This window comes from Micromonospora sp. NPDC049089 (genome assembly GCF_040648775.1).
In the GTDB taxonomy this organism is placed as follows: Bacteria; Actinomycetota; Actinomycetes; order Mycobacteriales; family Micromonosporaceae; genus Micromonospora.
On record NZ_JBEZEH010000319.1, the window covers coordinates 1 to 5,026 of the forward strand.

2 protein-coding genes are annotated in these 5,026 nt (G+C 69.6%); both read left to right on the forward strand.

The features are described from left to right. Nucleotides 1-583 precede the first annotated feature (583 nt). Nucleotides 584-4,333, forward strand: coding sequence for a helix-turn-helix domain-containing protein (locus AB0B48_RS31890; protein WP_357208114.1), 3,750 nt, complete (start codon nucleotides 584-586; stop codon nucleotides 4,331-4,333). A gap of 184 nt (nucleotides 4,334-4,517) precedes the next feature. Continuing rightward, entirely contained in the window at nucleotides 4,518-4,985 is a 468-nt protein-coding gene (locus AB0B48_RS31895) for a peptidoglycan-binding domain-containing protein (protein ID WP_357208116.1), read from the forward strand. Nucleotides 4,986-5,026: the final 41 nt, after the last annotated feature.

Sequence of the window (5,026 nt, forward strand, 5' to 3'; positions counted from 1 at the left end):
GATCATGGGTGTGGTGACAGAGCGCCTGTCACGGATCAACCGCTACGGCGGTTACCCCACTGGCGGGGGCCCTGGACCGAGCCCCGGCCAGTGGGGTTCTGACCCTTTCCGAACGGTTGAGGTGAGGCGACCTTGCCCTTCGCGCGTCGGGCAGCCCGATTCGCGGGAGCGGCAGGCGGATCGGGCTCACCCTCGGTCTCGGCCGTGGTTGAGGTGTCGGCTGCCGCCGCGTCGGCGTCCTGGGCGGGCTCAGGCTCCGGCATCGGGTCTCCTTGGATTGGTGGGGTCATGCGGGCCATCGACGGCCGACGGCCGGCGGACGCGGACTGATCGACGCCGGGGGCGCGCGCCTTGACGGTAGCGCAACGCCAGGCCCAACCGCGTGTTCCCCCGCTCCCATGGGACAGTCGTTACCTGCTGCCTGGCGACGCGGACCGAGCCCCGGGCCGCAACCGCATCGCCACAACTGGATACTTCTTCTGGCCCGATCCGATGGGCGCCCGTGCCGAAGCTCGCCATGGTCGCGCGGCCAGAGTTGCGGCCCAGTATGCGGAGGTGGGTATTGGGCCGTCCGGAGAAGCCAGTGGACCCGGCGGCGGGCCCGGTGCAACGGTTGGCGTGGCAGCTACGACAGTTGCGGGAGCACGCGGGCAACCCGAGCTATCGGCTCCTGGCTCGGCGCGCGCACTACTCGGCAAGCACGTTGGCGGACGCGGCGAAGGGTGGCCGGCTGCCGACGCTGGAGGTGACGCTCGCGTACGTTCAGGCCTGCGGCGGCGACCCGGCCGAATGGCGGGCACGGTGGTCGGCCATCGCCGAAGCGGCGGTCGCCTCCAGCACCGCCGAGACCATCGCGCAACGCTGCCCGTATCAGGGGCTGACGGCATTCCAGCCCGAGCAGGCGGAGCTGTTCTTCGGCCGTACGGAGCTGGTCGAGCGGCTGCTGGCACGGGCCGATCGGCGGTGCCTGACCGCAGTCATCGGGGCTTCCGGAAGCGGCAAGTCCTCGTTGCTACGGGCCGGTCTGCTGGGAGCCATCACCGCCGACCGTGGGCTCGCCCAGCGGTGGCAGACGATGTTGTTGACGCCGACCGAACACCCGCTGGAGGCGTTGGCCGCCGAAGTCGCGAAGTTGACCGGCCAGGACGCCCCAGAGATCCGAAAGCAGCTGGCGGCGGATGCCGCCGCGCTCGACATCGCGGTGCGGAGCGCACTGGCAGGCGGCCCCCCGCAGACCCGCGCGCTGTTGGTGGTGGATCAGTTCGAGGAGGTGTTCACACTCTGCCCCGACAAGGCGGAACGCCGCCGGTTCATCGAGGCGCTGCTGGACGCCGCGCGGGGGGCCGATCGCCGCACCACTGTGGTACTCGGGGTACGCGCCGACTTCCTCGCCCACCTCATGCAATATCCGGACCTGGCCGTCGCGCTGGAGGACGAGGCGCACCTCCTGGTGCGGCCGGTGAGCGCCACCGACCTGCGGGAGATCATCATTCGGCCCGCCGCCCAGGTCGGCATGGGCGTCGAAGCCGACCTGGTCAGTACGGTGCTCGCCGATGCCGCCGACGAGCCGGGCGCTCTGCCGCTCGTCTCACACGCGCTCCTCGAGACGTGGCAACGACGAAGCGGGGAAACCCTCACTCTGTCGGCCTATCAGGCGAGCGGCGGCGTACGCGGGGCGATCGCCCAGACCGCCGAGCGGGCCTATGGCGACTTCGGGGCAGCCGAGCGACACGCCGCTCGCCGGGTCTTCCTGCGGCTCACCGCATTGGGCGACGGTACCGAGGACACCCGGCGGCCCATCATGCGTACCGAACTCGACGGCATCGCCGATGAGGCGGTCACCGCCCGAGTTCTGGACCAGCTGGCCGAATCCCGTCTGGTGGTCATGGGCGACGGCACCGTGGAGGTGGCCCATGAGGCGCTCATCCGGGCCTGGCCGCGGCTGCACCGATGGCTGGCCGATGATCGGGCGAACCTGCTGATCCACCGGCGTCTCACCGAAGCCGCGCACACCTGGGCGACGCTCGACCGTGATACCGGAGCCCTGTACCGGGGAACCCAACTCCTGGGCGCGCAGGCCCTGGCCGAGGACCGTCCGGAGGAGCTCAACGCACTCGAAAGCTCCTTCCTGCACGCCAGCTCCGCTCTCGCCGAGTCCGAGCAGAACGCCGGCCGACGTCAGTCCCGCCTGTTCAAGCGTCTCGTCGCAGGCATATCCACCCTGCTCGTACTCGCCCTGCTGGGTGGCGCCGTCGCGGTACGACAACGCCAGGACGCCCGCCGACAGCAGGTTGCCGCGCTCTCCAGCGAACTGTCGCTGCAAGCCCGATCCCTGCTCGCGACCGATCCCGATCTGGCCGGCCTGCTGGCCGTCGAGGCCGATCACCTCAACTCCAACACCGAGACCCAGGGCAGCGTGCTGAGCGCGGCGGCCGCGCCCCGCCGCACCGAACTCAACGTCGGCGGGCCCTCCATCTACACGGTCGCGTTCAACCCGGACCATTCCCTGTTGGCCTCAGCGGCCGGTGACGGCACCATCGGGTTGTGGGACCCCGCACGTGGCGAGCGGATCGCCAACCTCTCCGGTCACACCGGTCGGACCTCCGACCTGGCCTTCGCGGACCACGGAAGGCTGCTCGCCTCCGTCGGGATCGACAAGTCCATCATCATCTGGGATGTCGCGACGCGCCAACAGAAGACCAGGTTGACGGAGACCAGCCTCGGGTCGGGCATGGCCTTCAGCCCGGACGGGACCAAGCTCGCCGTCGGCCTCACGGCCGGCCCCGGCGCCGACGCGAATGCGGGCCGTGCCGGCGACATCGCCCTCTACGATCTGCGGACCACAACTCGCACAGTGCTCCGCGAGCACCGGAGTCCGGTCAGATCCCTCACGTTCAGCCACGACGGCGCGATCCTTGTCTCCAGCGACGGGGTGGAGCACCCGGCCGCTTGGCGTGTGGCGACCGGCACCGTGTTCGCCAGACTGTCCGCCCAGCATGTCTTCTCGGTCGCCTTCGGTCCCTCGGGGTATGTCCTCGCGGGTTCCGCCGACGACCGCGGGGTGTACCTGTGGGATCTTGCCACCGGCCAGCCGGTCCGCCTTCCGCCGTTACCGCTGGCCGGCCGCTACGCATGGACCATCTCCGCGCCCACCGACAGCAAGCTCGCCGTGGCCGACGAGAACGGCGCGATCACGATGTGGGACGTGCGACGCCGCGAGTCCCTGCAGACCTTTCAGGACCGCGGCCGCACCGAAACGGTGTCCGTCGCACTGAGCCGGGACGGGGCGATGCTCGCCTCGGCCGGCTTCAACGGAACCATCGTGCTCCACAATCTGGAGGACGCCCCGTTCAGCGGTTTCGCGGCACAGGTCAAAGACCTGAAGATCAGCCCGGACGGAACACGTGTCGCCTCAGCGGGCAGCGACGGCACCGTCCGCCTCTGGGACACCGACGGTGAACAGGTGGCCGTTCTCAGCGGGCACCCAGACGAGGTCCAGGCCGTCGCGTTCAGCCCCGACGGGCTCCGGCTCGCCGCCGTGACCCGGAACAACATCGTCACGATCTGGGATCTCCAACGTGGACGACACGCCACCCGACCGATCGTGTCCAAGGGAGTCGGTGCGTCTACGGACGTTGCCTTCGATCCTGGTGGTCGTCTCGTCGCAGCCGCCACGCTCGGCCCCTTCATCTGGGACGTCGGGGACATCAACAACCCGACGGACATCACAGCCAGGTTCCCGGCGCAGATCGTCACGTCGCTGGCCTTCACCCCGGACGGCCGCCGTCTCCTGGGCGCGAGCGTGGGCGGCTTCGTCAACACGTGGGACGTCACCACCGGCACACTTCTCAGCCGAGTGAAGAGCCAGCAGGGCACAGTGCAGGACATCGCTGTCAGCCCTGACGGAGCTCTGCTCGCGACCGCCGGCGACAGTCGTAGCGTCAAGCTCTGGGATGCCGCGGCCGGCAGCGAAATCGCCGTACTGCACGGCCACACCGCACCCGTCCAGGTCCTTGCCTTCAGTCGCGACGGCCGCAGGATCGCGTCCGCAGGTGACGACCGGACCATCATCATCTGGGACACCGTCACCCAGCGACGGGTCACGACCCTCAGCGGCCATGGCGCGAGAGTCCGCGGGCTCGCCTTTACTGCGGCCGGAACTCTCATCTCCGGTGCCGAGGACGGCCGAATCGTCCGCTGGTCGTTCGATCTCCGCGCCGCCAGGGCTCAGATCTGCACCAAGGCCGGCCGTGAGCTGACCCGGCAGGAGTGGGCGAGGCACATCCCCTCAGAACGGTACGCCCCTTCCTGCGGCTCACCGCCGAGTCGCTGACTGAGCTGCGCACACGTCCTGAGGGTTGTCCGACGTTGTTTGTCCGGCGCCACCGCCCTGTTGGACAACCTCGCGTCGCACCAGCCTGACTTCAGGACACGAGCCGTGCGGTGGATGTCCTGCCAGGAGTCCGACTGCCCGGGGAGAAGCCCGACGGGGGTCCCGGGCATCGGACGACACCGCGATGAAGGAGAACTCGATGAAGCGTTTGGCAGCACTGCTCGCATTGCTCGTGACCGTGCTCGCGGGCACGCTCGTCGCCGCCAGCCCTGCCCACGCTCGCAGTCAGCCGGAATGCGAGTCCTACGACGTCGTCAGCAACCAGGCCGGTTATCAGGTCGCCGCACCGGTCGGCAAGTACGGCGTCCTGCCGTGCTCGCTGGTCTGGGGCGACGGCGGACCGGGCACGGGCGCCCTCCAGGAGGCCCTGAACGACTGCTACCTCGCACCCGCCGGCAAGACGCTGCTCAGCGAGGACGCGGCCTTCGGCCAATTGACCTTCAACGCGCTGAAGTTCGCTCAGAGCAAGGCGGGCATCAGCGCGGACGGCCAGTTCGGGCCGCAGTCACGCGCGTCCCTGAAGTTCCCCGCCTACCAGGGCGGAACCTACGGAACCCGTACCTGTGCCCGTCTCGGCCGTCCGCTGCCGTAACTGCCGCTGGGTAGACCCCGCCGGCGGTGACAACGCAAACG

What these genes read in the sequence shown, in the direction of transcription:
- AB0B48_RS31895 (WP_357208116.1), top strand. Translation starts at nt 4,518, where the DNA reads ATGAAGGAGAACTCGATGAAGCGTTTGGCAGCACTGCTCGCATTGCTC.